Annotated in this window: 29 protein-coding genes; 9 read left to right on the forward strand and 20 right to left on the reverse strand. The window is 54.3% G+C overall.

Going from position 1 to position 26,015, the window contains the following annotated elements; genetic code table 11:
• Positions 1-10 precede the first annotated feature (10 nt).
• Complete coding sequence (locus Q4544_RS05935; RefSeq protein WP_303504578.1) at positions 11-328, forward strand: nitrile hydratase accessory protein; 318 nt, start codon at positions 11-13, stop codon at positions 326-328.
• Here the strand turns inward: Q4544_RS05935 and Q4544_RS05940 are convergent, their stop codons facing one another.
• Both Q4544_RS05940 and Q4544_RS05945 read right to left on the reverse strand, forming a co-directional pair.
• Positions 329-724 (reverse strand): DUF6524 family protein, encoded by a 396-nt coding sequence (locus Q4544_RS05940; protein WP_303504579.1) that lies wholly within the window; start codon positions 722-724, stop codon positions 329-331.
• A gap of 141 nt (positions 725-865) precedes the next feature.
• Positions 866-1,165: a YciI family protein gene (locus tag Q4544_RS05945; RefSeq protein ID WP_303504580.1), complete on the reverse strand. Its 300-nt coding sequence runs from the start codon at positions 1,163-1,165 to the stop codon at positions 866-868.
• A 197-nt stretch (positions 1,166-1,362) separates the two neighbouring features.
• Here Q4544_RS05945 and Q4544_RS05950 point away from each other — a divergent pair, with 197 nt between their 5' ends.
• Both Q4544_RS05950 and Q4544_RS05955 read left to right on the forward strand, forming a co-directional pair.
• The gene (locus tag Q4544_RS05950) at positions 1,363-2,658 is read left to right on the forward strand and encodes an adenylosuccinate synthase (protein ID WP_303504581.1); all 1,296 of its coding nucleotides are present in this window, start codon (positions 1,363-1,365) and stop codon (positions 2,656-2,658) included.
• 4 nt (positions 2,659-2,662) lie between these two features.
• Positions 2,663-2,914, forward strand: a complete 252-nt coding sequence (locus tag Q4544_RS05955) for a DUF2842 domain-containing protein (RefSeq protein ID WP_303504582.1) — start codon at positions 2,663-2,665, stop codon at positions 2,912-2,914.
• A gap of 89 nt (positions 2,915-3,003) precedes the next feature.
• On the opposite strand, the gene Q4544_RS05960 is transcribed toward Q4544_RS05955, so the two are convergent.
• The 3 genes from Q4544_RS05960 to Q4544_RS05970 form a co-directional block, all read right to left on the reverse strand.
• On the reverse strand, positions 3,004-3,375 hold the full coding sequence (locus Q4544_RS05960; RefSeq protein ID WP_303504583.1) for a MerR family transcriptional regulator: 372 nt from the start codon (positions 3,373-3,375) through the stop codon (positions 3,004-3,006).
• A 99-nt stretch (positions 3,376-3,474) separates the two neighbouring features.
• The gene (locus tag Q4544_RS05965) at positions 3,475-4,239 is read right to left on the reverse strand and encodes an SDR family NAD(P)-dependent oxidoreductase (RefSeq protein WP_303504584.1); all 765 of its coding nucleotides are present in this window, start codon (positions 4,237-4,239) and stop codon (positions 3,475-3,477) included.
• Positions 4,240-4,463: 224 nt separating this feature from the next.
• The gene (locus tag Q4544_RS05970) at positions 4,464-6,230 is read right to left on the reverse strand and encodes a hypothetical protein (RefSeq protein WP_303504585.1); all 1,767 of its coding nucleotides are present in this window, start codon (positions 6,228-6,230) and stop codon (positions 4,464-4,466) included.
• A gap of 146 nt (positions 6,231-6,376) precedes the next feature.
• Between Q4544_RS05970 and Q4544_RS05975 the strand changes: the two genes are divergently transcribed.
• Positions 6,377-7,051: a thiamine diphosphokinase gene (locus tag Q4544_RS05975; protein ID WP_303504586.1), complete on the forward strand. Its 675-nt coding sequence runs from the start codon at positions 6,377-6,379 to the stop codon at positions 7,049-7,051.
• On the opposite strand, the gene Q4544_RS05980 is transcribed toward Q4544_RS05975, so the two are convergent.
• The 11 genes from Q4544_RS05980 to Q4544_RS06030 all read right to left on the reverse strand — a co-directional run bounded on the left by Q4544_RS05980 (position 6,984) and on the right by Q4544_RS06030 (position 17,560).
• Positions 6,984-7,916 (reverse strand): DMT family transporter, encoded by a 933-nt coding sequence (locus Q4544_RS05980; protein WP_303504587.1) that lies wholly within the window; start codon positions 7,914-7,916, stop codon positions 6,984-6,986. The two genes, Q4544_RS05975 and Q4544_RS05980, sit on opposite strands and share 68 nt — an antisense overlap.
• A gap of 40 nt (positions 7,917-7,956) precedes the next feature.
• Complete coding sequence (locus tag Q4544_RS05985; protein ID WP_303504588.1) at positions 7,957-8,709, reverse strand: AraC family transcriptional regulator; 753 nt, start codon at positions 8,707-8,709, stop codon at positions 7,957-7,959.
• A 4-nt stretch (positions 8,710-8,713) separates the two neighbouring features.
• Positions 8,714-9,016, reverse strand: coding sequence for a putative quinol monooxygenase (locus Q4544_RS05990; protein ID WP_303504589.1), 303 nt, complete (start codon positions 9,014-9,016; stop codon positions 8,714-8,716).
• A gap of 11 nt (positions 9,017-9,027) precedes the next feature.
• A complete protein-coding gene (locus tag Q4544_RS05995; RefSeq protein WP_303504590.1) occupies positions 9,028-9,621 on the reverse strand; it encodes a bifunctional 2-polyprenyl-6-hydroxyphenol methylase/3-demethylubiquinol 3-O-methyltransferase UbiG in 594 nt (197 codons plus the stop codon).
• Between the two features lie 197 nt (positions 9,622-9,818).
• The gene (locus Q4544_RS06000; RefSeq protein WP_303504591.1) at positions 9,819-10,184 is read right to left on the reverse strand and encodes an STAS/SEC14 domain-containing protein; all 366 of its coding nucleotides are present in this window, start codon (positions 10,182-10,184) and stop codon (positions 9,819-9,821) included.
• Between the two features lie 142 nt (positions 10,185-10,326).
• Positions 10,327-12,273 (reverse strand): acetate--CoA ligase, encoded by a 1,947-nt coding sequence (gene acs, locus Q4544_RS06005; protein ID WP_303504592.1) that lies wholly within the window; start codon positions 12,271-12,273, stop codon positions 10,327-10,329.
• Positions 12,274-12,332: 59 nt separating this feature from the next.
• Entirely contained in the window at positions 12,333-13,088 is a 756-nt protein-coding gene (locus tag Q4544_RS06010; protein WP_303504593.1) for an ABC transporter ATP-binding protein, read from the reverse strand.
• A gap of 16 nt (positions 13,089-13,104) precedes the next feature.
• Complete coding sequence (locus Q4544_RS06015; RefSeq protein ID WP_303504594.1) at positions 13,105-13,860, reverse strand: ABC transporter ATP-binding protein; 756 nt, start codon at positions 13,858-13,860, stop codon at positions 13,105-13,107.
• A 12-nt stretch (positions 13,861-13,872) separates the two neighbouring features.
• Positions 13,873-15,075 carry a branched-chain amino acid ABC transporter permease gene (locus tag Q4544_RS06020; RefSeq protein WP_303504595.1) on the reverse strand — a complete coding sequence of 401 codons (1,203 nt, stop codon included), beginning with the start codon at positions 15,073-15,075 and terminating at the stop codon, positions 13,873-13,875.
• Positions 15,076-15,078: 3 nt separating this feature from the next.
• Entirely contained in the window at positions 15,079-16,110 is a 1,032-nt protein-coding gene (locus tag Q4544_RS06025; protein ID WP_303504596.1) for a branched-chain amino acid ABC transporter permease, read from the reverse strand.
• A gap of 103 nt (positions 16,111-16,213) precedes the next feature.
• Positions 16,214-17,560 carry a substrate-binding protein gene (locus Q4544_RS06030; RefSeq protein WP_303504597.1) on the reverse strand — a complete coding sequence of 449 codons (1,347 nt, stop codon included), beginning with the start codon at positions 17,558-17,560 and terminating at the stop codon, positions 16,214-16,216.
• A gap of 230 nt (positions 17,561-17,790) precedes the next feature.
• Here Q4544_RS06030 and Q4544_RS06035 point away from each other — a divergent pair, with 230 nt between their 5' ends.
• The 5 genes from Q4544_RS06035 to Q4544_RS06055 all read left to right on the forward strand — a co-directional run bounded on the left by Q4544_RS06035 (position 17,791) and on the right by Q4544_RS06055 (position 23,607).
• Positions 17,791-19,089, forward strand: coding sequence for a helix-turn-helix domain-containing protein (locus Q4544_RS06035; protein ID WP_303504598.1), 1,299 nt, complete (start codon positions 17,791-17,793; stop codon positions 19,087-19,089).
• Between the two features lie 65 nt (positions 19,090-19,154).
• Positions 19,155-19,523: a response regulator transcription factor gene (locus tag Q4544_RS06040; RefSeq protein WP_303504599.1), complete on the forward strand. Its 369-nt coding sequence runs from the start codon at positions 19,155-19,157 to the stop codon at positions 19,521-19,523.
• A complete protein-coding gene (locus Q4544_RS06045; RefSeq protein ID WP_303504600.1) occupies positions 19,520-19,810 on the forward strand; it encodes a hypothetical protein in 291 nt (96 codons plus the stop codon). Before Q4544_RS06040 ends, Q4544_RS06045 begins: the two co-directional genes overlap by 4 nt.
• Positions 19,810-22,491, forward strand: coding sequence for an ATP-binding protein (locus tag Q4544_RS06050; protein ID WP_303504601.1), 2,682 nt, complete (start codon positions 19,810-19,812; stop codon positions 22,489-22,491). The genes Q4544_RS06045 and Q4544_RS06050 overlap by 1 nt, the downstream gene beginning before the upstream one ends.
• An 81-nt stretch (positions 22,492-22,572) precedes the next feature.
• A complete protein-coding gene (locus tag Q4544_RS06055; protein WP_303504602.1) occupies positions 22,573-23,607 on the forward strand; it encodes a FliM/FliN family flagellar motor C-terminal domain-containing protein in 1,035 nt (344 codons plus the stop codon).
• Here the strand turns inward: Q4544_RS06055 and Q4544_RS06060 are convergent.
• The 4 genes from Q4544_RS06060 to Q4544_RS06075 are packed head-to-tail and all read right to left on the reverse strand — an operon-like array spanning position 23,604 to position 25,789.
• Complete coding sequence (locus Q4544_RS06060; RefSeq protein WP_303504603.1) at positions 23,604-24,044, reverse strand: TIGR01244 family sulfur transferase; 441 nt, start codon at positions 24,042-24,044, stop codon at positions 23,604-23,606. The two genes, Q4544_RS06055 and Q4544_RS06060, sit on opposite strands and share 4 nt — an antisense overlap.
• Before the next feature lie 9 nt (positions 24,045-24,053).
• On the reverse strand, positions 24,054-24,488 hold the full coding sequence (locus tag Q4544_RS06065) for a YeeE/YedE family protein (RefSeq protein ID WP_303504604.1): 435 nt from the start codon (positions 24,486-24,488) through the stop codon (positions 24,054-24,056).
• A complete protein-coding gene (locus Q4544_RS06070; protein WP_303504605.1) occupies positions 24,488-24,913 on the reverse strand; it encodes a YeeE/YedE family protein in 426 nt (141 codons plus the stop codon). Before Q4544_RS06070 ends, Q4544_RS06065 begins: the two co-directional genes overlap by 1 nt.
• A gap of 12 nt (positions 24,914-24,925) precedes the next feature.
• Positions 24,926-25,789 (reverse strand): MBL fold metallo-hydrolase, encoded by an 864-nt coding sequence (locus Q4544_RS06075; protein WP_303504606.1) that lies wholly within the window; start codon positions 25,787-25,789, stop codon positions 24,926-24,928.
• Positions 25,790-26,015 lie beyond the last annotated feature (226 nt).

Consider the following 26,015-nt stretch of genomic DNA (forward strand, 5'->3'; position numbering starts at 1 on the left):
AGAGGCCAGTATGAGCAAACCCGATCCCACATTCGAGGCCCCGTGGCACGCCGAAGTGTTCGCCATGACCGTACATTTGCAGGAAAGCGGATTGTTTTCGTGGGCCGATTGGACCCAATGCTTTGGCGCGACGCTTGCGGTGCATGGCTTGGACAAAGAATTGGACGGTGGCGATGATTATTTCATCGCTTGGGTTGAGGCATTGGAAAAGATGCTGGCCAACATCGGTCTGGCGGATGCGTCGATCTTGGGATCGCTCAAGGATGCTTGGGCTGATGCCTATTTGAAAACACCGCATGGGCAGCCGGTAAAGATTGAAGACGATTGATTATTCATCCACGTCGTCAATATCAGCCTGACCTGTCAACATACGGCGCACAAGGCTCCAGCTAAGACCAATGCCCAACACACATGACAGCGAAAAGATGCCCAGCCATGTGTTCAGGCTGCGGTTGGTCAGCGCCAAGATGCCCCAATCATACAGAACCCACAGCAACGCTGCGACAACCGCAAGAATCAGGAACATGCCAAAGCCACCAATGGATCGCAGGGTGGCGCGTAGGTAGATGATATAACCGATGGTCAGGATCAAACCCATCAGCACGGTGACGGGTAGCTCGGTGGCATAGTTATTCATGCTCCAGCGGACATAGTTGAAATCCGTCGGATTGAATGTGACTGCCAATAGCAGAAAGGCGAATATCCAGCGCAGGAAAAAGCCCATCCGGTCCCCCATCGTTTTTTACTAGCAATTGCGCAATATCAGGGGGCGTGTCTAGAGGGGACGGTGCGTATCTTTGGCTTTGTCACTGGAATTCAACGGCGCAGACACCCTGTGGGTTGTGCCACTTTTAATGCAGCACCGCTAAAGGGATACGGATTTTTCCAAGGCCTTGGCCCAAGAGAATATCCTAAAACTTCGGAATTCGGGGTTATAATAGGGGTCTTGTTGGACGATATCGACCACGTCTTCAAAATCGCAGCCTTTGACAATCCACATACCACCGCTATAGGGCGCGCCGGGCATAGGGCGCAGACCACCGGCGATTTTGATGCGGTTCTCGTTCTTCTTAAGGAACTCAAGATGCGCAGAGCCAAATTCGCGGCGATGGGCCATCATTTCTGGGGCATCTTCGAACAATACAACCCAATAGGCGTTTGGCATTGGTTAACTCCCCTTCACTGAGTCTGCAGCCTATGCGGTCGTGACGCGATGCAAAGGGCCAGTTTGACGGGCGCGATCAGCCCAGTTCGCACAGAATAGCATGTATTAGATGACGCAGAAGTGCGATTTGCGGTTTCCCATACGAGAGTCTGTCGCTACAAGGGCGCGGGTTTGACATCTGAATTTAAGGACCGAACATGGCCAATGTTGTCGTCGTAGGCGCCCAGTGGGGCGATGAGGGTAAAGGTAAGATTGTGGACTGGCTCAGCGAACGCGCTGATGTCATCGCGCGATTCCAAGGTGGGCACAACGCTGGCCACACGCTCGTCATCGACGGCAAAGTGTACAAGCTGCACGCGCTGCCATCTGGTGTTGTGCGCGGCGGCAAGCTGTCTGTCATTGGTAACGGCGTTGTTCTAGACCCGTGGCACCTGATGAAAGAAATCGCGACCGTGCGTGAGCAGGGCGTTGATATCTCACCAGAGACTTTGATGATCGCGGAAAACACACCGCTGATCCTGCCGATCCACGGCGAGTTGGATCGCGCCCGTGAAGAAGCTGCAAGCAAGGGCACCAAGATCGGCACAACCGGTCGCGGCATTGGCCCAGCATATGAAGATAAAGTTGGCCGTCGCGCTGTACGTGTCGCTGACCTCGCAGACGAAGCAACTTTGGAAGCGCGTGTTGATCGCGCGTTGCAGCACCACGATCCACTGCGCAAAGGTCTGGGCATCGAAGCCGTTGACCGTGATGCCTTGGTTGCGAAGCTTAAAGAAATTGCTGCCGAAATCCTGCCGTTCGCAGCACCTGTCTGGAAAGTTCTGGCCGAAAAGCGCAAGTCCGGTAAGCGGATCTTGTTCGAAGGCGCGCAGGGCGCATTGCTGGACATCGACTTTGGCACATACCCATTTGTGACATCCTCTAACGTGATTGCCGGCCAAGCGGCGACAGGTGTCGGCGTTGGTCCGGGCTCTATCGATTACGTTCTGGGCATCGTCAAAGCCTACACAACACGTGTGGGCGAAGGCCCATTCCCAACAGAACTCGACGATGCCGATGGCAACCGTCTGGGTGAGCGCGGCCATGAATTCGGCACAACAACCGGCCGGAAACGCCGCTGTGGTTGGTTTGATGCCTGCCTTGTGCGTCAAACATGCGCCACATCAGGTATCACCGGTATCTCTCTGACAAAGCTGGATGTTTTGGACGGCTTTGAAACGCTGAAAATCTGCACCGGCTACGAGCTGGACGGCGAGCGTTTGGATTACCTGCCAACAGCCGCCGATCAACAGGCGCGTTGCACACCGATCTACGAAGAGATGCCAGGCTGGAGCGAATCCACCGAAGGCGCGCGCAGCTGGAACGACCTGCCAGCGAATGCGATCAAATACGTCAAACGCGTCGAAGAACTGATTGAATGCCCAGTGGCCTTGCTGTCCACCTCGCCAGAGCGGGACGATACCATTCTGGTCACCGACCCGTTCGCGGATTGATCTGATGGCTTTGTCCTACAAAGCCCGTCGCAGATGGGCCGCCTTTATCCTACTGGTGGGGCTGCCGATCTACATCATCCTAGCAACCGTGCTGGCCACCGCCGTGGTCGCATGGTTCGAACGCCCGGTGTTCCTGCTGCAACTGGCGATTTACATCGGATTGGGTGTGCTTTGGATTGTCCCATTCAAAGGTATTTTCCTAGGGGTCGGCCAAGCCGACCCGGATGCGCCGCCGGAAGATGATAATTACAAATAAATAAAAACCGCGACCGAAGGGTGGCGGTTTTTTTGTTTTTGGGTGGGAGGTCCGCTATGTGGACGAACCCGCCGTTACCCTTAAGCAACTCAATGGCTGCCGCTTAGGGTAGCCAGCCCATTTCTCAGTGTCGCAAGCCTTTCGAGGACAGCACTGCGCTTTTCGTCAAGTTCCGCTCTGAGTCGTTCTATATGTTCAAGCTTTTCGGTCAACTTCTCTATGCCGCCCTCACATGGGCCGGCTCCTTCGTCTGACAGACAAGCACTCATGGCGCGGATTTCTCGGGTCGAGAAACCCGTCGCGATAAAGTCGCGGATACGGCCTGCGCGTCGCAGGTCTGCCTCCTTGTAGCTGCGGTAGCCGTTCAGCGTTCGGCCAACCTCCAGCAAGCCTTCGTTTTCATAGTGGCGCAACATACGCTGCGTGATCCCCAGCCGTTCGGCCGCTTCTTTCGCCTGCATTTTCGTCATCCTCTACAAAGCCTGACCAACATGTAAATCGGGCAGATGTTTATCAAGAGGAACCGGGTGGTCAGAATTTACCACCCGGTTCACATGAGATTAGGATCGCAAAGACCAGCCGCCATCAACGGTCAAAACCTGCCCAGTTAGCCATTCGTTTTCCGAACTGCCAAGGCGCAGAATCCATGGGGCGATGTCTGCGGTCACACCGCGACGGCCCAGCGGCACCTGTGCGGCCTCTTGCGCTTCAATCTGTTCGGCCATCTCTGCGGGCAGGCCCATCATGCCTGTCAACGCGTTGGTTTTCACAGGTCCGGGCGCAACAGCATTAACCCGAATGCCGTCACCCGCCAATTCGACAGCCCAAGATTTTGTCAGATGCTCCAAAGCGGCTTTGGTGGCGGCGTAATGCGCCAACATCGGTGCTGCGTTTTGGGACACAGCGGTTCCAATATTCACGATTGCGCCTTTGCTTTCACGCAAAGCAGCACGTGCGGTCTTTACCAATAGCGAAGGCGCGACAATGTTCACCGCAGACATATTTGCAATAACCTCAGCATCATAGGCATCTACGGGCGAGGGCTGACCAGCACCGGCATTGTTGATGATCAAATCAATGCGCCCCCATTCAGACATAGCAGTGTCAACGATCTGCGCTGCGCCAGTCATGTCGGAACTGTCCATTTGCAGCGCTTTGATATTGTCATTTGTGGCAGCGACTTCCGCCAGTTTGTCTGCATTGCGCCCTGTGATCAGAACGTTTGCACCGCGTTCTGCAAGCTCGGTCGCGGTCGCTTGACCAATGCCAGAGCTGCCACCAGTAACAATTGCGACTTTGCCGTGCCATGCATCATCATTTTTCATTTCGCTTAGTCTCCTATCTGCGAATCTTTCGAGGTTGATAGGGGGCAGGCTTAGAGCTTTGACACTAACGTCAGGGTCAAAGACTTTTTGTCGTTTGTGGGGAGTTCTGTTGCGCACCAGATTGCGGCTTCGCGATGTGGCCAAGATTGTTTGCGTAGAAGCCTAGACCGTAAACAAAAAAGCCGCCGCAAGATGCGACGGCTTTTCTATTACTTTTCCAACCCTTAGCCCGCTGCGCGGTCGCCGGGTTTGAAGTTGATGCTTTCGGAAACGGTGAAGCGTCCGCCAGCGATCTTTTCGATTTTCTTGTCACGCAGTAGCTGACCAAAGCTGCGCAGGCCTGCTTCGCGTTCAAAGCGTTCGTCGCCCACTTGATACGCCAAGCGCATCAACATCGGACGAGAGAAACGATTGCGGCCTTCGACGAAGGTCAGATAAGACGCCGCTGCTTCTAGAACGTCTGGAAGCTGTGTCGCGCCCATGTTTTCTGCGAATTCAACGAAATCTGATGCGCCTTCGTTGGCTTCCACAGCAGTGACGTCTTCAACAGACACACGACGCGGACGTACCGCTGATTGATCATGCTCAGCAGGGCCATCAATACGCTGTGCGGCCACCAATTTCAGCGGTGTCGCGCCACGGTCTTTCCTGTCGCCATCTGTGTGACCCGGACGAACGGCATCGGCAAGATCATCACGGTATGCGCCGGACTGATCCGGTTTTTCCATTGATGCGCCTGCGTCTTTTTCCGCTTTCGTTGCTGCAACGGCTGCACGCAAATGTGCGATGGCGCTGCGACGGCGGTTGCCTTCAGGCTCGTCTAGTTTGGTGTTGGCTTCGTCGATCAAACGATCCATCGCTGCTTCTTCTGGCACTTGCTCTTCCAATGCGGCACGACGGGCGCGGCGCGGGCGAACAGGTTTCACAGGCTTGGCATCTTCTGGGATCGGTGATGCGGCTGGTTCCATTTCTGGCTCAACATCCGCCAAAGCCGCCATCAGGTCAGCCTCGACATCATCTGTAGGCGTATTAACAGGCGCAGCTTTCGTGACAGGCGCGTCTTCTACAGCTTCTGGCGCGTCATCTTCTTCAAGCAGGCCATCGGCAATTGCATCTTCAAACTCTGTGCGCTTCATACGAATGACGCGGGCACGTGGTTTTGGTGCGACAGCAACAGGCTCGTCGATTTCAACATCAGCGTCGTCAAAATCATCTTCGTCAATTTCAACGGCCAGGCTGTCTTCGAAAGAGCCGGTGTCAAACGTGTCGTCGATGGCCTCTGCGGTGACTTCAGTGATCTCTTCTTCGACCTCTTGAGTGGCCTCCATCATCATGTCATCGGCATGCTGATCTTCGATAAAATCGTCTTCGTCGTTGTCTTGTGTTTCAACACGAGACACAACAGCACGGATGCGGCGCAGCTTGGCGGCGATGCTGTCTTCGACATCATTCTGAACAGGTTCAGCAATTTCTAGCGTGTCATCTGCTGCGGAAAGTGAATCATATGCGTCACCAAAGAGGTTATCAGTATCCTCTTCTTCGTCGTCATAATCGTCTTCGATCGCGGCTTCTACAACAGGCGCTTCTTCAACGACTGGTTCAGCCATTGGGGCAACCACCTCTTCGGCGATGACTTCAGACTCAGCAACAGGAGCCTCAGCTTCGATTGGTGCTTCGATCTCTGCAACGTCTTCTTGAACAGGGGCTTCTGCGGGGGCAGCTACCTCTGCGGCGGCTGGGGCCGCGCTTAAGACAATGGAACCCGATTCAAGACGGGTCTCAACGCGGCGCTCAATCTCGCGTTCAGCGATACGGCTCAGCATTTCTGCGTCTGGGGTTGGTGGCTCTGCACCAAAGTACCGGTCGTCTGCGGCCAGATCACGGAAATATTCCGCAATTGCTTTCATGGTGTCGAAAGACTCGTCGAAACCCTCTAGGGTACACGAGAATGTCCCATACGATACCGTCAGAACTTTGTTATTGGTAACCATTGGATTCGGTTCCTTTGCACTACTCAAGCCCTGTTTACCATGTGGAGGGTGGCCAAACGTGACCGATTCTGTGCCATTGAGCGTATCATTTTGGGGCTAAAATGAGGCAGACTTCCTTAAGAGTTGCTTCAAAATAGGGGAAAGCAGTGATTGTTCGCAATACTGAAATCGTAACGCTAGTAGGTGCCGGCATGGCCACCAAGGCGGAAATCACGCGCTGTTTGGCGATCGGTCCACGGCTGGTTGCGGCAGATGGCGGTGCGGCGCATTGCCTGAACGCAGACCTTTTACCCGACGCCGTGATCGGAGACATGGACAGCCTAGAGACCGCCATCGCCCGCGGCATCCCCGAAAACCGGGTGCATACGATAGCGGAACAAGACAGCACCGACTTTGACAAAGCGCTGCGTAACATCGAGGCACCTTTGGTCCTAGGCGTCGGCTTCACCGGCGCGCGGATGGACCACCAACTGGCTTGCTATAACGTGCTGGTACGACGCCCAGAACGGCGGTGCATCCTGCTCAGTGACACAGACATCGCCTTTCTTGCGCCCCCGCGATTGGCAATGCCCCTTGCCGAAGGCACGCGCGTGTCGCTCTTTCCCATGGGCTTGGTCGAAGGCGCATCTGATGGCCTGCGTTGGCCCATCAGCGGTTTAACCTTCACTCCAGATGGCCGCATTGGCACATCAAACGAGGCGACAGGCCCATTAGACCTGACCATGACTGCGCCCAAAATGCTGGTGATCTTGCCTAAGGCTGAGCTGGAGAATGCGGCGTCGGCACTGCGCGCAACGACCGGTGCGTGGCCCGCTCTCTAAAGATAATGTACAGCCCAGCGGCCATGGTGATGCATATTCCTAGCGCCGCCAATCCGTTGGGCAAATCGCCAAACACGATAAATCCCACCAAGGTGGTGATCGGGATCTCTATATAGGTCAGCGGTGCCAAAGTCGCTGATGGCGCAAACCGCAAGGACCATGTCATCAATAGATGCGCGACGGTTCCCAAGGCACCCGCCGCCAGCATTAACCAAAATGCCTGACCCTGCGGGATGGCAAAGGCGACACCGTCCCACCCCAAAGTGCCACCGATCAACAGGATCGGCAGCAGAACCGCGCTGGCCATGCCGCCGCTGATCATCTGAATGGCAATCGGGTCCATCTCTTGGGCGATCTGCCGACCCACCAGCATAAACAAAGCAAAGGCCATCGCGGCCCCAAGCGGCCAAAGGGCGGCCATACCAACAACTGCGAAACTGGGTTGAATCACCAGCAGTGTTCCCGAAAACCCGACGGCGCAGGCGATGATGCGATGTTTGCCAACAACCTCGTTCAGGAACAGCTTTCCAAGCATCAATTGGATAAAGGGCATCACAAAGGCAATGGCGATAGCATCAGCCAACGGCAAATACCGCAGCGCCATAAAGACCGATCCAAGCCCCACAAAATGAAACAGCGACCGCAACAGGATCAATCCCAATTGCCGTGGCGTGGGACGCAAGGGCTGCTTAGATCCCAACACAATCGGCGCCAAAAACGCGGCCTGCAGGAAAAAGCGATAAAACGAAAACAGCATCACCGGGATCAGCGGACCCAACAGCTTTACAATCGCATCCCCGATGGGGGCGATCATGCTAAAGCCAAGCATCAATAGAATGCCAAGATAGGTGCGGTCCTGTGTCATAAGCGGACGCTAGGCGCGTGCTGCTATATTGGCAAGGCCACTAACTCGTGAAACTGGCGCGATACTCGGTTGGCGACATCTGCATTTGCTGCCGAAACGCCGCGTTAAAGCCGGATAGGGATCCGTAGCCTACGGACATCGCAATCTCGGTGACCTGCGCGTCAGTGGTCGCCAGCGCCTCGACTGCATTCATAATTCGAATTTGCCGCAAGACTTCGCGCCAAGTCATGCCCATCTCATCCGCAAACCTACGCGCCAGGGCGCGGGGGGATTGGTTCGTCTGTTTGGCAATCACTTCAAACGTAGGGGCGGCGGGAGCCAGCTCTTCTGTTAGGGCCACTGCCTTGCGCAATGCCTCTGATTTGGGCGAGGGCAAGACGCATTTGCTTGGCGTCATGGCCAAACGCTGCACAACATCGGCCAATGTCCTGAATATACGCTCAGAAAAGGGCGAAAGCGGCCCGCTTTCAGCCCCCCAATCCCGACACTCTCGCACCAGCTCGCGGGCAAGGGGCGACATGTCAAACACCGTCAGCACGTTTTCCGGCTCTTCCATAAACTGTGTTGAAAACAGAACCGAGGCAGAGGTCAGCCGCGACAAGACTGTAATGTTGATCGGATGATCCGCCTTGATCAAGGCAGCCCGCGCCGGTGGCAATGTCCACCTTTGGCCCCCAGCTTCTAACCGCAACGTGCCTTCAAGCGCATATAGCAGATAATGACGATCCACTTGAAACTGCGATGCGGGTGCAGGTTCAAAGCTGCGATGAAAACAATAAGCGTCTGGCTGCATGGTTTTAGTTTAGGGCCTCGATCAAACTTGCGTCAAACCGTTTACTCACAGGCGGGGCCGTCATGACGGGGCGCAGGGTCTGACCAACTTTGGCAAATGCATCCGACTCTGTGTAGGCAGCAAAAGCCTCGGCGCTGTCCCATTCATGCAAAACACCCAATCTGGTGTGGTTTGTAGGATCAACAAACGGGATAAAGGCAATGCACCCTTGCATCCTGCGCACGGCGTCGCATTCGTCTAACAAGGTTTGCAAGGCTGCGGCGCGATCTGTGGCGGCGACTTGGAACATAACGTGAGCAATAAGCATATGAGTGCTTTCTAATGTTGAGGTTTCTGAAAGATGTAGCCAAGGCTGGTACGCTTTGGTGGGCCAGAGCGAAACGCATGGGTTCGGATCACCTGCAACCCCGCACGTTCGGCAAAATGACAGACAGTTTCGGCGCTGTACCAGCGATGACGGAACCGCAGCCAAATTGGCCAATTGCACCAATGTGGTTTCGAGACGACCATGAACAATTGCCCACCCGGTTTCAGCCGTAGGGCAAGGCCGCGCATGGCCTCGAAAGGATCGGCGAAATGTTCGATAACATGCGAGGCCAAGATGGCGTCATACTGCGCGTCGCATGACAAATCATCCAATCCGCACTTTAAAAGCGTAGGGGCATACCCAGCTTCTGCAAATTGCGCGGCAGCATGGTTTAGCATCGCGGCACTGGGATCAAGCAACGTCAAATCCGTGCTCCCCCCGGCCGCAACCCAAGACAGCGCGAAATCCCCGCTACCGGTTCCAACATCTAGGACGGGTCCAGACGTTATCGCAGACCGTTTCAGGAAGCCGATATAAGCATCCGTATATCCAAGACGGCGGGCCTTTTTGCTCCATGTCGGCGCAGCGTGTTCGTATCGGGTCAAAGTGTTCATGAGGCGAGGGTAGAGCGGACCACAGCGGCGGGCTTCCGTCGGTGTGCCAAGTTTGGCCGCCTATCTGCCAAATCGCCCAGAACCGGAAAATGAATCGTACGTTTCAACCCGTGAATCGTACGAATTTCCACATTAACCAGATGTTCGGTATCCGTGCGCAGGACGCGCAACCGTTTCGTCGCGAAACCTCAGGCGGCCAGCCAATCCTCGGCGGCTTTTACGTCATCAAGCGGGAAACTCTTAATCTCGATCCCCGGAAAAATGGCGCCCTCAATCTCGGCGGCGGTGCGTATCCAGCTTGCGTCGCTTAGGACCGCGCATTTGTCGAACTTGCCAAGTAGGCCAAAAAGCTTGGACAATCGCGTGAACTCTACACCAATCGCGCCAATCGTTGGCATGGTGAAGTCTTTGATCTTATAAAGCATTTTTCCATTTTTGATGTCTTCGGATTGCTCAATCAGCTCATCCAATCCAAGACGCATATCGTCCGTATTCAATGTGCCAAACAGTTCTATATCAAGGCGGTCTGGACTTTGTTTCGTGATGTTAAACACGGTGATCCCTCCGTTTTCTGATGAGGTCACTCTAACAGAAAACGCATCAATCGTATTGATACGGATCAATAAAAAAGGGCCAGCATGAAAGCTGGCCCTCAGGATGACACTTGGTCTGGAATGCCCAAGCGTCGGGGAATGCTTAGCGGTTCATACGGTTTTCGATCAGATCATCCACAACAGACGGATCGGCTAAGGTGGATGTATCGCCCAACGCGCCATAATCGTTTTCCGCAATCTTACGCAGAATACGACGCATGATTTTGCCAGAACGAGTCTTTGGCAAACCCGGTGCCCATTGGATCAAATCAGGTGAAGCAATCGGCCCAATTTCGCTGCGAACCCAAGTACGTAGCTCTTTGCGCAACTCTTCGGTTGGTTCTTCGCCCGACATCAAAGTCACGTAGCAATAGATGCCTTGCCCTTTAATATCATGAGGATACCCAACTACCGCCGCCTCAGCGACCTGCGCATGTGCCACCAACGCGCTTTCGACTTCGGCGGTGCCCATACGGTGCCCAGAGACGTTGATCACGTCATCGACACGACCCGTAATCCAGTAATCGCCGTCTTCGTCACGACGACAACCGTCACCGGTAAAGTAGTAGCCTTTGTAGTCAGAGAAGTAGGTCTTCTCAAACCGCTCATGGTCACCCCAAACAGTCCGCATCTGACCGGGCCAACTGTCTTTGATGCACAAAACACCTTCGACGCCATTGCCAGAGATTTCCGCACCAGAAGCAGGTTCCAACACAACAGGCTCAATACCAAAGAACGGCTTCATCGCAGAACCCGGCTTCATCGCATGCGCGCCGGGCAGGGGAGTCATGAGGTGACCACCCGTTTCCGTTTGCCACCAGGTATCAACAATCGGACAACGCCCGCCGCCAACGACGTCGTTGTACCAATTCCACGCTTCGGGGTTGATCGGCTCGCCTACGGTTCCAAGGATACGCAGACTGGATAGATCTGCGTCTTTGACGAAATGATCGCCTTGCCCCATCAACGCACGGATCGCGGTCGGAGCGGTGTAGAATTGGTTGACCTTGTGCTTTTCACAGACCTGCCAGAACCGGCTGGCGTCTGGATAGGTTGGGGTGCCTTCAAACATCACAGTCGTCGCGCCATTGGCCAATGGACCATAGACAATATAGCTGTGGCCCGTGACCCAACCGACATCCGCCGTACACCAAAAGATGTCGCCGTCTTTGTAATCAAAGGTCGTTTCGTGGGTCAGCGAGGCATAAACCAAATAGCCGCCCGTTGTGTGAACCACACCTTTTGGCATTCCGGTGGATCCAGAGGTGTAGAGGATAAACAGCGGATCTTCGGCGTTCATTTCCTCGGGCGCGCAATCGGTGGATGCTTCTGCCGCTTTTGCGTTGTAATCCACATCGCGCGCATCGTTCCAAGCGGTTTCGCCACCGGTGCGTTTGACCACCAGGCACTTCACGCTATCCGCGCAGTTTTCCAACGCGATGTCCGCATTTGTTTTCAATGGCGTCGGTTTGCCGCCGCGTGGGGCGAAGTCGGCTGTGACAACGACTTTGGCTTCAGACCCATTGACCCGAGCGGCTAGTGCGTCTGGTGAAAACCCTGCGAAAACAATCGAATGGATCGCGCCAATACGCGTGCAGGCCAACATGGCATAGGCCGCTTCGGGGATCATCGGCATGTACAGAACAACACGGTCGCCTTTGCCTACACCCAAGTCTTTTAATACATTGGCCATGCGGCAGGTGTTGGCGTGCAGCTCCTTGTAGCTGATGTGTTTTGCGCCCTCTTCAGGGGAGTCTGGCTCCCAGATGATGGCGGTTTGGTCGCCGCGCGTCGCAAGGTGGCGATCAATACAGTTAGCAGAGACGTTCAAGGTGCCGTCGGCATACCAATTGATGTTCACATTGCCAAAATCATAGCTGACGTCTTTGACCTGTGTGAACGGTTTGATCCAATCCACGCGCTTGCCTTGCTCGCGCCAGAACCCTTCGGGGTCGGCCAGCGAAGCGGCATACATCTCTTGGTATTTGGCTGCATCAACATGCGCCGCGGCTGCAAGTTCAGCCGAAGGGGGGTAAGTTGGAGATGTCATTGTTTGGTCCTATGTCTTATTTTGCGGCGCACTCAATAGGCCTGCGCCGCTCCTCCCAATTAGATAGCCAGATACTCTGCGCGGAGTTCCGCGTTTTCAAGCACTTCTTGGGCTGTTCCATCGAATACAATGCCACCAGTATCCAAGATCACCGCACGATCCGCCAGTTCCAATGCGCGAATGGCGTTCTGTTCAACGATGATCGTGGTGATACCTTGCTCTTTGATGATGCGCAGTGTCTTTTCGATTTCGTCAACGATCACCGGTGCAAGACCTTCGTAAGGTTCATCCAGCAGCAACACTTTGATGTCGCGCGCCAGTGCTCGGGCGATGGCTAGCATTTGCTGCTCACCGCCCGAGAGTGTGACCCCCTCCTGTTTCCGGCGTTCCCCTAGCCGGGGGAAAAGGTCATATAGCCGCTCGATGGACCACCCAATCGGCGGCGCGATTTGCGCCAGTTGCAAGTTCTCTTCGACAGTTAAACCGGGAATGATAGACCGATCTTCGGGGACGAGGGCGATGCCCTCTGCTGACGCTTCGTGACTGCGCATTTTGTGCAGCGGTTTGTGATCTAGCCAGATTTCACCATGGGTGACTTGAGGTGCATCCATGCGGGCGATAGAGCGCAGGGTCGATGTTTTGCCCGCACCGTTACGGCCCAAAAGGGCAAGGATTTCGCCCTCGTGGACATTAAAGCTGATGTTTTGAACGATATAGCTTTCGCCGTAATAGCTTTCCATATTCCAGACGGACAGAAAGGCGGGGCTGGATTTCGTGTTGCCTTGGGATTGCAACAGATCGCTTTGGATATTCATTTTATTGTCCTCCACCTTACGCTGCCTCGCCTAAGTACGCTTCGCGCACTTTCGGATGGCCTTTGATGTTCTCTGGTGTGTCTTCGACAAGCGGGGTCCCCTGCGCCAACACGGTGATGCGCTCTGCCAGGGAAAAGACCACATGCATGTCGTGTTCGATGATGGCGATGGTGATGTCCCGCTCGTCTTTGATCTGTTTGAGCAGATCAATGGTGTTGTTGGTATCCGCCCGCGCCATGCCGGCTGTGGGTTCATCCAATAGCAACAGCCGCGGTTCCTGCGCCAAACACATGCCAATTTCGAGCCGCCGTTTATCACCGCGCGACATAGAGGCCGCGTGCATATGGCGTTTCTCTGCCATGTTCATATCAACCAGCATTTTTTCTGCTGTTTCAACGATGTCCCGCTCTGCCATCATGTTTTCGATAGCATGCATACGGAAAGCACCGTCGCGTTTGGCAAAGACCGGGATCATCATGTTTTCCATGACAGTCAGATCGCCAAAGATCTCAGGTGTTTGGAAAACACGTGAAATGCCCATTTGGTTGATTTCATGCGGGCTGCGGCCCAGCACGGATTGCCCATCAAACATGACGGACCCGGTGTCTGGTACCAGCTTGCCCACTAAACAGTTGAGCAGGGTGGATTTACCGGCCCCATTCGGGCCGATAATGGCGTGTACCGAGTTTTCGGCGACGCTTAGGTTTACGTTGCCAAGCGCTTGAAGCCCGCCGAACCGTTTGCCTACGTCTTTGACGTCTAGAATACCCATCTGTCTGTCTCCTTATTCTGCAGGTTCGGTTTTAGGGGCTTTGTCGTCGGCTTTGTTCTTGCCGCCGGACACCCATTTTTTGATGCGTTGGCCACCTTCGACCAGACCGCCAGGTAGGAAGATCACAACCAACATGAACAGAATGCCCAAGGTCAGGTGCCAGCCTTTGCCGATGAACGGGTGGATCAGGAAAACAACCGCGTCTTCGATGCCATCCGGCAGAAAGCTGAACCAGCTGTGCAGGATGCTGTCGTTGATCTTGGAAAAGATGTTTTCAAAGTACTTGATAAAGCCCGCGCCCAAGACTGGACCAATCAAAGTGCCCGCACCGCCAAGGATGGTCATTAGAACAACTTCGCCAGAGGCCGTCCATTGCATCCGTTCCGCACCGGCGAGAGGGTCCATTGAGGCCATCAAGCCACCAGCCAAACCTGCGTACATGCCAGAGATGACAAAGGCGGCGAGTGTGTATGGCTTTGGGTTCAAGCCCGTGTAGTTCAAACGCGTTTGGTTTGATTTCACCGCACGCAACATCATGCCAAACGGGCTGCGGAAGATGCGTAGGGATAGGTAGAAGGCAGCCAATAGGATGATGCCACACAGGTAGTAGCCTGCGTTGAACTGAAAGGTCCAAGGGCCAACAATCATCTCATAAGTCGACCGCATTTCCAGACCGAACAGGCTGGTGACCGGGATGCCGCCATCTGCTGTGGCTGACACGCCCAAGATACGCGGATCATCCAGCGTTAGCTGCAAACCGGTTTCGCCATTGGTGATCGGCGTTAGAACCGAATAGGCGAGGTTAAAGCTCATCTGTGCGAAAGCGAGCGTCAGGATCGAAAAGTAGATACCCGAACGACGCAGACTGACGAAACCAATCAATAGAGCAAAGAGACCCGAGATGACGACCGACAGTAGGATGGCTGGGATCACGTTCATGCTCAGCAGTTTGAACATCCAGACCGCGGAGTATGATCCGACACCCAGAAAGGCCGCGTGGCCAAAGCTGAGGTAGCCGGTCAAGCCAAACAGAATGTTAAATCCAACCGCAAAGATGCCAAAGATTACAAAGCGCTGCATCAGGTCAGGATAACCCGCGTTGAACTGCGCCATGGCGCTGCCGGTTGGGAAAGGGTTGAGGATAAATGGCGCGAATAGAACAAGCACCGCCACGATGATCATGAGTGTTTTGTCGTGTTTTTGTAGGTTCAACATGGCTTAGTCCTCCATCACGCCTTTGCGGCCCATGAGGCCTCGGGGGCGTGTGAGTAGAATGATGATGGCCACCAGATAGATGATGATTTGGTCGATGCCGGGGATCAGGGATTTGACCTCGTTCATAGAGGCAAAGCTTTCCAAGATACCCAGCAAGAAGCCCGCCAAGACAGCGCCGGGCAGGGAGCCCATGCCGCCCACAACCACAACCACAAAGCTAAGAACCAAGAAGTCCATGCCCATATGGTAATTCGGCGAGTTGATAGGCGCGTACATGACACCGGCGAGGCCAGCCACCGCGGCGGCGATGCCGAACATGATGGTAAAGCGTTTGTCGATGTTGATGCCCAATAGGCCCACGGTTTCACGGTCTGCCATGCCAGCACGGACAACCATCCCAAAGGTGGTGAATTGCAAGAAGGCAAAGACGCCGCCAATGATCAGGGCCGAGAAGCCAAAGTACACAAGACGCCAGTAGGGGTAGATGATCGCGTTTGGATCAAAGCCCAGTAGGACGCCAAAGTCATAGCTGCCCTTAAAGACTTCTGGTGCGCCTGTTGGAATAGGGTTCGCGCCGTAGAAGTATTTGATGATCTCTTGCAGAACGATCGCAAGACCGAAGGTCACAAGGATCTGGTCCGCATGGGGGCGTTTGTAGAAATGTTTGATCAACCCGCGTTCCATGATGAAGCCGATGGCAATCATGATTGGGATTGAGAAAAGGATCGCCAAGGGAACGGCCCAGTCGATGATCGTGGCACCGACTTCGGGGCCGAACCAGCTTTCGACATAAGGGGTTTTGATCTTGGCAGGATTGCCAAGGAAATCCAGCTTGGTCTCATCCACCGTCTCAAAGCTGAGGTTCAGGATTTTGCTGAGTGTGACTGCGCAGAAGGCACCGATCATAAACAGCGCGCCGTGGGCAAAGTTAACCACTCCGAGCGTGCCGAAAATCAGCGTTAGCCCCAGCGCGATCAGCGCGTAGGCAGAGCCTTTGTCGAGGCCGTTTAGAATTTGAAGAATAATTGCGTCCATGATCCCCACCGTGGGTTGGGTTGCGGCGTCCTCTGGCTATAGGGACCAGAAGACGCCATTAGGAGCGGGCTGATGCTTGTCGGAATATCAACCCGCGCCTGACTTATGCGCCTGGGTTACAAGACCCGAGCTGACCACCTGCAAACATTGGGTGATCTGGCGCGTATGTCACTTGTTCTGCTGGTGTGACTTCGACGATTTCCAGCAAGTCGAACTCGGATGTTGGGTTCTCTTTACCCTTCACAACAAGCACGTCTTTGAAGCACTGGTGATCTTCGGCACGGTAAAGTGTTTTACCATTGCCCAAGCCATCGAACTCAAAGCCTTCAAGCGCTTCGGCAACCGCACATGGGTTATGAGAGCCTGCGCGCTCACATGCATCTGCATACAGAAGTGTCTGACAATAAACGGTATGTGCCGCCTGAGATGGTGGGAAGCCGTATTTGGTACCGAATGACTTAACGAATGCTTTTGAGCCTTCGTCGGTCAGGGACCAGTGCCAGTTTGTGGAACCAAAGATACCCTTAACGTTCGCACCCGCACCGCGCGCCATTAGGCGAGAGTACAGAGGCACAACGATTTCAAAGTTCTTACCGTTCACAACCTTTTCACGCAGGCCAAACTGAACCGCGTTGGTCAGTGAGTTCACCATGTTCCCGCCGTAGTGGTTCAGAACCAGAACGTCGGCACCAGAGTTAAGAACCGGCGCGATATAGGACGAGAAGTCAGTCGCAGCCAATGGCGTACGGACTTTGTTCACAGTGTTCCAACCCAGCGCTTCTGTCGATGCTGCGATGGATTCTTCTTGTGTCCAACCCCATGTGTAGTCAGCGGTCAGGTGATAGGCAGTACGGTCTTTACCGTACATCTTTTCAAGCACTGGGGCCAAAGCGGCACCAGACATGTAACCGTTAAAGAAGTGACGGAAACCGTTCGCTTTTTTGTCTTTACCAGTTGTATCGTTAGAGTGGGTAAGACCCGCCATAAAGATAACGCCGGCCTCTTGGCAAAGGCCCTGAACCGCAATCGCCACACCGGAAGACGAGCCGCCAGTGATCATCACTGCGCCGTCTTTTTCGATCATGGATTTCGCAGAGGCCCGTGCGGCGTCTGATTTTGTTTGAGTGTCACCGGTGACGAATTCAACCTTGCGACCCAAGATGCCGTTACCTTGCAACGACTTAGAGCTAAAGGTGTTCATCATGCCGCCGTCGCCGCCGCCATTCAGGTGCTCTACCGCTAGCTCGTAGGCGCGCAGTTCGTCAGCGCCTTCGTCAGCGTAGGGGCCAGTTTGTGGCACGTTAAAGCCCAGCGTTACTGTCGAGCCGGATGGCGCGTTGGTGTAAGCTGCGGCAGAACTTGCCGTAAAGATCGTCGGCAACGCAAGGCCGGCACCAGCAACGGCACCAGATTTCAGCACGCCACGACGGGTCAGTGTCGATTTAGACATTCTTATTATCCTCCCATTTGAATGGTACGCTGGACGGCTCCTCTTCCGACCGGCGCAAGCATTTACATGCAAGACCATTATCCAGTGGAGTCAGAAAATTTCTCAACAACTGCTTTTAATTAAACAATTTTTTTGTAAAGAAACTCACGGAATTACGTGCTATGTTGTAAAGGAATTTTGTTGCGGCGCAGAATGCCGTTGAAAACACTGCGAAATACCGGAGACAGGATATGATCAGGGATAGCCTTGTTGGCAGCCGTATTCGCGAGCGTCGAGTGATGGCTGGGCTAAAGCAGGCAGAGCTTGCGGCAACTGTTAATATATCGGCCTCTTACTTAAATCTGATTGAGCACAATAAGCGCAGAATCGGCGGTAAGCTTTTGGTCGATTTGGCGGGCGCGCTGGGCGTGGAACCGTCATTGCTAAGTGAAGGGGCCGAAGCCGCGTTAATCGCGACCTTGCGCGAAGCGGCCGCAGATGCGCCCAAGGCTGAACCAGAGCTGGACCGTACGGATGAATTTGCAGGCCGGTTTCCCGGTTGGGCGCGGTTGGTGGCGGAGCGACATCAGCAGGTACAATCGTTGGAGCGGACCGTGGAGGCTTTGAGTGATCGGTTCGCGCATGATCCGCATTTGGCAACATCCATGCACGAGCTGCTTTCGATGGTCACGGCGATCCGGTCGACTGCGGGCATCTTGCATGAAAGCAAAGACATTGAGCCAGAGTGGCAAGGGCGGTTTCATCGGAATCTAAACGAAGACAGTCAGCGGCTTGCCGATAGTGCGCAATCCTTGGTGGATTTTCTGGACACCACACAGCAAGACACGACACGAGGCACGTCGCCCCAAGATGAAATGGACGCTTTTCTGAAAGAACAGTCCTATCACTTTCCAGCACTTGAACAGTCCGGTGGTTGGCCAGACCAAATTATTGACGCAACAACTACTTTGAAAAGCACTGCGGCGCGCAGCATGGCGCGACACCTTCTTGCCACCTATCAACGTGATGCGCAGGCCATGCCAAAACATGTGTTTCTGGAGGCCATAAAAGACATCGGCGTGCGGCCAGATGCTTTGGCACAGCGTTTTGGCGTCTCATTGCCCGCAGCGATGCGTCGGTGTGCGGCGATGCCCGCAGAGGACATGCCCATGGCTGTTGGTTTGGTCGTCAGCGATGGCGCGGGTGCTTTGCTGGTGCGTCACGAGGTCGAAGGATTTCCAGTTCCACGTTTCAGCGCGGCTTGCGCCAAATGGCCGCTATTTCATGCGCTGACCCGGCCCATGCAACCGGTTCGGGCCACCGTCGAAATGGCCGGGCGGGATGGGCTACAGTTTGATTGCCTTGCTGTTGCAGAGCCTGTCGGCCCAGTTAGCTTTGAAAAAGATCCGCTTTATCAAGCCTCTATGTTGATCTTGCCAAACGACGAAAAGTCTAATGAACCAAGGCTGATTGGATCAACCTGCCGCATCTGTCCGCGCCGTAAATGCCAAGGTCGCAGTGTGCATTCGATCCTAACAGACGGAATTTAGCTTGGTTTTTTTACATGCCTTGTTAAGAATATGATAACGCGAACTATGCCGACGGGGAGGGAAGCATGAGTAAGCGAGTTCTTCTGATAGAAGATGAACCGAACATAATTGAAGCCATCAGCTTCATCCTATCGCGTGACGGGTGGGATGTTTGCACGCATTCTAATGGGCATGATGCCGTGGATGCGGTGCTGCGCCGTGCGCCGGATGTCTTGATACTGGACGTCATGCTACCGGGGCGCAGTGGGTATGACATTTTGACCGAGCTGCGCGCCAATTCAGAAACACAGGCATTGCCGGTTCTGATGCTAACAGCCCGTGGTCAGACCAAAGATCGCGAAATGGCAGAGCGGGCAGGGGCGAGCCGCTTTATGACCAAGCCGTTTTCAAACTGCGAAGTCTTGCAGGCCGTCAAAGAATTGGTGGCGTCTTGAACACCCGCCGCTCCCTCGTCTTTCTAGAGCGGCAAACCTATCGCCGCCGTCGCTTGATTGACTGGATTCGATTTCTGCCGATTATTGGGCTGATGCTGTGGATGGTGCCATTGCTTTGGCCGATTGAGGGCGACAAGCAAGTCTCATCAGCGAATGCGATTATTTACATCTTCGCCATTTGGTTTGCGTTGGTCTTTCTAAAAGCACTATCAGCGCAGGCGCTGCGTCATACGGCCGATCAGACAGATCATGCCGCAGGGGGTGATCCCAAGCAGGAGACATCCTGATGGGCAGTTTGAACGCGCTTATCGCCGTTAGTCTGATTTATGTGACGTTCCTTTTTGCTGTCGCGTTTGCCGCTGAACGCGCCGCGATACGGGGGCGCGGGGGCTGGCTACAATTGCCGCTGGTCTACACGCTATCCCTGTCAATCTATTGTACCGCTTGGACTTTTTACGGAGCAGTCGGGTATGCCGCCCGTTCAGGGTTAGAATATCTGACGATCTATATCGGCCCATCATTGGTGTTGTTTAGCTGGTGGTGGGGCCTGCGGAAGCTGGTCAGAATTGGACGCAGTCAGCGGATCACGTCTATCGCGGATATGATTTCGTCGCGGTATGGTAAGTCAAACCTGCTGGCGATTGGCGTGACAATCTTGGCTGTCATTGGCACCACGCCCTATATCGCACTGCAACTGCAATCGGTCACCACAAGCTTTGCCGTTTTTGCGGGCACAGGCACCAATTCGATTGACCTGTCCGCCACAGCACTTTGGGTCGCAGCGGGTCTTGCGATTTTCACGATCCTGTTCGGTACACGGAACCTTGACGCAAACGAGCGTCACTATGGTGTGGTTATGGCCATCGCGGTTGAAGCGGTTGTGAAGCTGTTTGCGTTGTTGGCTGTTGGGGTCTTTGTCGTTTGGGGGATTGCGGATGGTCCGGCTGACATTCTTGCCCGGATCGAGACTTCTGATATGGCAAAATGGCAGATCAATGGGGGGCGCTGGGCTGGGTTGATATTCCTCTCTGCTGCGGCTGTTTTATGCCTGCCACGTATGTTTCAAGTGATGGTTGTCGAAAATGACAACGAAGATCACCTGCGCACCGCCAGCTGGGCCTTTCCGGCCTATCTGATGGTGATGAGCCTGTTTGTTGTGCCCATCGCCGTTGTCGGCCTTGATCTGCTGCCCGAGGGATCAAATCCGGACCTCTTTGTTCTGACGCTACCGCTTGCCACAGGCAACGAAGGCTTGGCGATGTTGTCGTTTCTAGGCGGCTTTAGTTCGGCGACCTCTATGGTGATTGTCGCGGCGATTGCGCTGTCGACGATGGTGTCAAACCATGTGGTCATGCCAATTTGGTTGTCAGCAACGGGGGGTGGGCGTGCCTCTGTGTCTGGCGATGTTCGGAATGTTGTGATCCTATCGCGCCGGTTGTCGATCATTGCGGTTTTGGTGTTGGGCTACCTTTATTATCGCCTATCGGGGGGCGGCACGGCGCTTGCGTCGATTGGTTTGATTTCCTTCACAGGTGTCGCGCAGTTCTTGCCGGTCTTGTTGGGCGGTATCTTTTGGCGGGGTGCGACGCGGAACGGGGCCTTTGTGGGTCTGACCGTTGGCTTTGTGTTGTGGGCGTATTGTCTGTTGCTGCCCAGCTTTGGGCCAGGTGTTTTACTGCCAGCCTCTGTTATTGAAAACGGTCCGCTCGGTATTACCTGGCTCATGCCCCAAGCGCTGTTTGGCATCCAAGGGTTAGATCCGCTGATCCACGCTGTGCTTTGGTCGATCTCTTTGAATGCACTTAGCTTTTTCGCGGTGTCACTGGTTGGATTTCCGTCGCCCTTGGAACGCCTTCAAGGCGCGCAATTTGTTAATATCTTTGAACACTCCTCAAGCGCCCCAAGCTGGGCTGGGGGTGTCGCCAAATCCGAAGATTTGATGATTATGGCGCAGCGTATCCTTGGCGCCCGCGAGGCGCAGCGGTTGTTTGAGGCTGAAGCAGAACGGCAGGGAATAACTGGTCTGTTGCCCGAACCGAGTGCTGACTTCCTGCAAGTTTTAGAGCGCGAGTTGTCCGGCTCTGTCGGGGCAGCAACGGCTCATGCGATGATTGGTCAGATCGTGGGCGGGGCCTCTGTTTCCGTTCAGGATTTAATGGCCGTGGCCAATGAGACGGCGCAGATGATGGAGTACTCCAGCAAGCTGGAGGCGCAATCAGAAGAGCTTTCGCGCACTGCACGTCAATTGCGGCGTGCCAATGATAAGCTGCTGCAGGTCTCTGAGCAAAAGGATGAATTTCTAAGCCAAATTAGCCATGAGTTGCGCACGCCCATGACCTCGATCCGAGCGTTTTCCGAAATTTTGCGAGATAGCGAACGGCTGAGCAATCGCGAAAAGCGCAAATATAGTGGCATCATTCATGACGAGGCTGTGCGGCTTACACGTCTGCTAGATGACTTGCTGGATCTTAGCGTATTGGAAAATGGGCAGGTCAGTTTGAATACACAATCTGCGCCGCTCAGCGCCGTATTGGATAGCGCGTTGGATGCTGCGTTAAGCGGCGAGGACACACCGCTGGATGTGCGTAGATCGCGGCGCGAGGAAGAGATAGAAATTAACACGGATATTGACCGGCTTAGTCAGGTTTTCATCAATTTAATTCGAAATGCGCAGAAATACTGTGATGCGGATCAGCCTGAACTGACCATCACCAGCCATATGATTGACGAGGCGATTATCATCGACTTTATCGACAATGGCACAGCAATTCCTGAAGACGCCCAAGAGATGGTTTTTGATAAGTTTTCACGGGTTAGCCCACAAAAAGCAGGTGGGGCAGGGCTTGGTTTGGCCATTTGCCGTGAGGTGATGCACCGTTTAGGTGGCGAGATTACTTACTTGCCCGGACAAGGCGGCAGCGCGTTTCGCATCACGGTGCCGCGTCGTGCAAGACTTGCTGCACAATAGCAGAATGTCGCGCGCATAAAGATATTCGTAACCGTCTGAGTCTTATGGTCGTCTTGCGCCAGGAAAAATTCGGCGGGGACCATGGGCGAAATACAAAGACAAACATTGTTGCGCAAATCTAATGATGCAACACGCGGAACAGGATCGGCGATTGAACGTGGCTTGCCGCTGGTTTTCTCACGCGCTGCCGAGGATCAGTTCGCCTTGCCACTTTTGGTGAGTTCCGTTCGCATGTCCGCGTATCGCATGGATGATCTGCAATCCAACCTGGATGAGGTTGGGCTGTTTCTATTGCTCGAAGGACCAGAAGGCGCGACGGGCGCTGCTATTGTTAGTTTTGAATGCATGCGTGCATTGCTAGAGCATCTGACAATGGGTCGTGTTCTGGGAAAGGCTGTTGATGCAACACGCACGCCAACGGCGGTGGACGCGGCGCTGATGTCTTCAGTCTTGGATGGGATGTTGGGTGCTTGTGATCGGGCGTTTGGCGCGCTTGAGTCGTCTGATTGGGGCGCGGGCCATCATTTCGGAAGCATGGTTGAGGATCGGCGCACGCTGGTTCTGTCTTTGGCGGGTAACGGTTTTAGCATCTATGACATTGAATTATCGCTTGGCGAGATTGGCCAAAAAGGCCGGATGCAATTGGTATTACCCAACGACAAAGTTGCTGCAGTTGATGAGTTTAGCGATGAGGCCCGCGAGGCGAAAGCACAGCTGTTTCGTGAAAACGTCATGCTGGCTCCAGCTGAGATGCGCGCGGTTTTACACCGGATTACAATGCCTTATGACAAATTCAAATCTCTTGCCCCGGGGGATTTGTTAGAGGTTCCGAAGATGGCCTTGCAGGAAACGTCGCTGGAAATTCACTGTGGGGATGTCATGGCGAGCGGCGCGCTTGGGCAAATGAATGGTCAACGTGCTGTGAGATTGGTTTTGCCAGATATCACCGCAGAGCCAGAGGCATTACCAGCTAAGAAGCCCAAACCAAAAGAGGAAAAGCTACCCGCTGTTCACGCTGAACCAGCACCTCTGCAAGTGACGCAAGCAACCGAAAGTCAGGTGGATGAGTTTGACCTAGGCCTCGACGACCTAGATCAATTGACGCAATTGCCTTAGCTCTGGCCGCCCGATTTCTGAGCGAGATATTCGACCTGTGGGCGCAGCGCATCCAGCTGATACCCACCCTGTGCGGCCGCTAGAAACAGATCATCCGTCGGCACGCTGCCGGCATGCCCCAATATCCACGCGACAGTGGACCGCGTGCCAGACGCACAATAGGCCAATACTTTGCCCGGTGACTCTTCAAGCACCTGACGTTGTAGGCCAAGCCGTTCTTCGGTCATAGAATCATGGGTCAGCGGATTGATCACAAACTTTAACCCAGCCGCCTCAGCCGCCGCTTGCATCGTTGCCGCCTGATGAGACGGTGGAATTTCAACGTCGGGGCGGTTGCAGATAAGGCATGTGAAACCAAACTCAACGAGCGACGGTATGTCCTCCACAGAAATCTGCGGGGAGACACAATAGCGGGGGGTGATCTCGCGAATATCCATAGGTGCTGCTTACTCGGCTGGAATGCGTCTGTCCAGTTCGCCGCGCACCATTGGTGCGGCCCACATGCCTAGGATCATTGCTGCAAAGAACACCAGATGCGGCCAACCCCCGTAACTTAACGATGCCACGGCAGGCCCAGGGCATAGCCCGGCCAATCCCCAACCCATGCCAAAGAGGACGGAACCAACCACCAAATTTCGGCCTAATTTCTGATCCGGCTTAGCTGGGAATTCACCCCCAACAATCGGTTTGCGCCCCTCTGTCAGACGCCAAGCAATGGCCATGGGGATAATCGCGCCGCCCATCACAAAGGCCAGCGTTGGGTCCCAATTTCCAAAAATATCCAGCCATCCTTGCACCTTGGCTGTGTCGGTCATGCCTGACACACGCAATCCCATGCCAAACAATCCGCCCGCCAAAAGTGCGAAAATCAAACGCTGCATTAGATCACTCCTAGAATGTGACGGAATAGGATGACGGTCAGACCGCCCGCTAAGATGTAGAAAACAGTTGCCACAATTCCACGTAGGTTCATCCGCGAAATGCCGCAAACGCCGTGCCCCGAAGTGCAGCCATTTGCGATCCGTGTGCCAACGCCAACCAGCAATCCACCCGCAACAAGCACGGCAATATTAGTCGGCGCATGTGTATCAATTGGCCCAAAGAGCGGTGTCATCAAAAGCGGCAACAGAAAAACACCTGCCAGAAACACCAACCGTTCACGGGCTGTGTTTCGACCCGACCCATCTACCAAACCACCCAGAATGCCGCTGGCACCCATAATACGGCCATTGGCTAGCAGAAACACTGCGCCACCCATGCCAATCATCAACCCGCCAAGCAGGCCATATATCCAATCTGTCTGCATTCTTTGCCTCAGTTAGAGTTTATTCAGTGGAACCTTTAGATAGACATCCCCATCTGCATCTGGTTCCGGCATGTTGCCTGCGCGCATGTTTACTTGCAGGGATGGGATGATCAGCTTGGGCTTTGACAATGTCGCATCCCGCGCATCGCGCATCGCAATAAAGCGCTCTTTTGAAGCATCGCCACCAATATGAACATTGCTGGCTTTCTCTTCGGCCACCGTGGTTTCCCATGCAAATTGATCGCGCCCCGGAGCTTTGTAGTCGTGGCCAACGAAAACCCGTGTTTCGTCGGGCAGGGACAGAATACGTTGGATCGACTGGAACAGCAGCTCGGATGACCCACCCGGAAAATCACAGCGGGCCGTGCCGAAATCGGGCATAAACAACGTGTCACCAACAAAGGCGCAATCACCGATCACAAATGTCATACAGGCAGGGGTGTGGCCCGGCGTATGCATGATGTCACAGCGCATTTGCCCGATCATCAAGCTGTCGCCATCCACAAACAGCCGGTCGAATTGGCTGCCATCCCGTTGAAACTCTGTGCCTTCGTTGAACACTTTGCCGAATGTGTCTTGAACCACTGTGATCCGGTCGCCAATGCCGATTTGACCACCCAGCTTTTCCTGCAAATAGGGCGCCGCAGATAGGTGATCTGCATGCACATGCGTTTCCAGGAGCCATTCAACCGTAAGCCCCGAGTCACGCACAAAGGCAATCACCGCATCAGCGGATTTGGTATCCGTGTTGCCCGACGCATAGTCAAAATCCAGCACGCTATCGATCACCGCGCAGGCGCTGCCGTTTGGGTCCGCTACGACGTAGGACACTGTATTGGTCGCTTCATCAAAAAATGCCGTCACATTCGGGGTCATGGGCCTCTCCTTTGTTGAATACATATTTCATTTATTGAATATGTAAAGGGGAACAGAGCAACTTTGCGCCAGATCAAGGCGCTTCGTCAGAAAGTCGTGGAAATGTTACGTCACAAGTGTAAGGTTTGAAGTTAACATAATGATAGCTTTCGGCCGATTAAGAGTCCAAGCTTAAACTTTAAGCGCCTGATCTTAGGGAGGTCAGGTTTTCCAGAAGGGGGGCATA

The organism is Cognatishimia sp. 1_MG-2023 (assembly GCF_030548175.1).
Lineage (GTDB): Bacteria > Pseudomonadota > Alphaproteobacteria > Rhodobacterales > Rhodobacteraceae > Cognatishimia.

What these genes read in the sequence shown, in the direction of transcription:
- Q4544_RS05935 (WP_303504578.1), top strand. Translation starts at nt 11, where the DNA reads ATGAGCAAACCCGATCCCACATTCGAGGCCCCGTGGCACGCCGAAGTG.
- Q4544_RS05940 (WP_303504579.1), bottom strand. Translation starts at nt 724, where the DNA reads ATGGGCTTTTTCCTGCGCTGGATATTCGCCTTTCTGCTATTGGCAGTC.
- Q4544_RS05945 (WP_303504580.1), bottom strand. Translation starts at nt 1,165, where the DNA reads ATGCCAAACGCCTATTGGGTTGTATTGTTCGAAGATGCCCCAGAAATG.
- Q4544_RS05950 (WP_303504581.1), top strand. Translation starts at nt 1,363, where the DNA reads ATGGCCAATGTTGTCGTCGTAGGCGCCCAGTGGGGCGATGAGGGTAAA.
- Q4544_RS05955 (WP_303504582.1), top strand. Translation starts at nt 2,663, where the DNA reads ATGGCTTTGTCCTACAAAGCCCGTCGCAGATGGGCCGCCTTTATCCTA.
- Q4544_RS05960 (WP_303504583.1), bottom strand. Translation starts at nt 3,375, where the DNA reads ATGCAGGCGAAAGAAGCGGCCGAACGGCTGGGGATCACGCAGCGTATG.
- Q4544_RS05965 (WP_303504584.1), bottom strand. Translation starts at nt 4,239, where the DNA reads ATGAAAAATGATGATGCATGGCACGGCAAAGTCGCAATTGTTACTGGT.
- Q4544_RS05970 (WP_303504585.1), bottom strand. Translation starts at nt 6,230, where the DNA reads ATGGTTACCAATAACAAAGTTCTGACGGTATCGTATGGGACATTCTCG.
- Q4544_RS05980 (WP_303504587.1), bottom strand. Translation starts at nt 7,916, where the DNA reads ATGACACAGGACCGCACCTATCTTGGCATTCTATTGATGCTTGGCTTT.
- Q4544_RS05985 (WP_303504588.1), bottom strand. Translation starts at nt 8,709, where the DNA reads ATGCAGCCAGACGCTTATTGTTTTCATCGCAGCTTTGAACCTGCACCC.
- Q4544_RS05990 (WP_303504589.1), bottom strand. Translation starts at nt 9,016, where the DNA reads ATGCTTATTGCTCACGTTATGTTCCAAGTCGCCGCCACAGATCGCGCC.
- acs (WP_303504592.1), bottom strand. Translation starts at nt 12,273, where the DNA reads ATGACATCTCCAACTTACCCCCCTTCGGCTGAACTTGCAGCCGCGGCG.
- Q4544_RS06010 (WP_303504593.1), bottom strand. Translation starts at nt 13,088, where the DNA reads ATGAATATCCAAAGCGATCTGTTGCAATCCCAAGGCAACACGAAATCC.
- Q4544_RS06015 (WP_303504594.1), bottom strand. Translation starts at nt 13,860, where the DNA reads ATGGGTATTCTAGACGTCAAAGACGTAGGCAAACGGTTCGGCGGGCTT.
- Q4544_RS06020 (WP_303504595.1), bottom strand. Translation starts at nt 15,075, where the DNA reads ATGTTGAACCTACAAAAACACGACAAAACACTCATGATCATCGTGGCG.
- Q4544_RS06025 (WP_303504596.1), bottom strand. Translation starts at nt 16,110, where the DNA reads ATGGACGCAATTATTCTTCAAATTCTAAACGGCCTCGACAAAGGCTCT.
- Q4544_RS06030 (WP_303504597.1), bottom strand. Translation starts at nt 17,560, where the DNA reads ATGTCTAAATCGACACTGACCCGTCGTGGCGTGCTGAAATCTGGTGCC.
- Q4544_RS06035 (WP_303504598.1), top strand. Translation starts at nt 17,791, where the DNA reads ATGATCAGGGATAGCCTTGTTGGCAGCCGTATTCGCGAGCGTCGAGTG.
- Q4544_RS06040 (WP_303504599.1), top strand. Translation starts at nt 19,155, where the DNA reads ATGAGTAAGCGAGTTCTTCTGATAGAAGATGAACCGAACATAATTGAA.
- Q4544_RS06050 (WP_303504601.1), top strand. Translation starts at nt 19,810, where the DNA reads ATGGGCAGTTTGAACGCGCTTATCGCCGTTAGTCTGATTTATGTGACG.
- Q4544_RS06055 (WP_303504602.1), top strand. Translation starts at nt 22,573, where the DNA reads ATGGGCGAAATACAAAGACAAACATTGTTGCGCAAATCTAATGATGCA.
- Q4544_RS06060 (WP_303504603.1), bottom strand. Translation starts at nt 24,044, where the DNA reads ATGGATATTCGCGAGATCACCCCCCGCTATTGTGTCTCCCCGCAGATT.
- Q4544_RS06065 (WP_303504604.1), bottom strand. Translation starts at nt 24,488, where the DNA reads ATGCAGCGTTTGATTTTCGCACTTTTGGCGGGCGGATTGTTTGGCATG.
- Q4544_RS06070 (WP_303504605.1), bottom strand. Translation starts at nt 24,913, where the DNA reads ATGCAGACAGATTGGATATATGGCCTGCTTGGCGGGTTGATGATTGGC.
- Q4544_RS06075 (WP_303504606.1), bottom strand. Translation starts at nt 25,789, where the DNA reads ATGACCCCGAATGTGACGGCATTTTTTGATGAAGCGACCAATACAGTG.